The sequence below is a fragment of the Rhodococcus tukisamuensis NBRC 100609 genome, assembly GCF_001894985.1.
Lineage (GTDB): Bacteria > Actinomycetota > Actinomycetes > Mycobacteriales > Mycobacteriaceae > Rhodococcus_G > Rhodococcus_G tukisamuensis.
Genome location: NZ_BCXG01000064.1, coordinates 1 through 612, shown reverse-complemented (window position 1 = coordinate 612; position 612 = coordinate 1). Strand labels below are relative to the sequence as shown.

General features: G+C 74.7%; 1 pseudogene. It reads left to right on the top strand.

Going from position 1 to position 612, the window contains the following annotated elements:
* A pseudogene (locus tag RT2_RS24930) lies at positions 1 to 612 on the top strand (hypothetical protein); the annotation flags it as partial.

Sequence of the window (612 nt, the reverse complement as noted above, 5' to 3'; positions counted from 1 at the left end):
CCGCCGCCCGCCGCGCCCGTGGCGGCCGCCCCGCTCAGCGCGTTCGAGCAGGCCCGCAGGGCGGGCGTGCAGGGGTTGCTCGACCGGTGGGCCGGGGCGGTGCGTGACGGGGACCGTGGCTCTCTGGTCGCGCTCTTCGACGAGGGCGCGGTGCCCGGGTTCGTCGACGCCGAGGTGCGCCGGATGAACAACCTGGCGGGGGTGCCGTTGGCGGACTGGGGCTACGAGATCGGTCACGAACCCGAGCACCCGGTCCCGACCGACCTCGCCGAGCACCTGGGCGCCACGGACGTGTGGGCGCCGCCGGTGTACCTGCGCTACGCCGTCGAGGGGGCGGACGCCGCGTCGACGCGCAAGCCGGTCTCGCTGGTGGTGGCACGCCGTGGTGACGACTGGAAGCTGGTCTCGGACTGGGACCTGCCCGAGTACGGTCGTGAAACCTGGCGCGGGCCTTGGGACTTCGGGCCGGTGATCGCCCGCGAGGTGACCACCGCGTCGAACGTCTCGGTGGTGCTGGGACATCCGGACCAGGAGGCCTGGGTCGACGCCGTGGCCGAGGAGATGCGGACCGCGGTGCCCGCCGTGACCGAGCTGTGGGGGACCGGCTGGGGC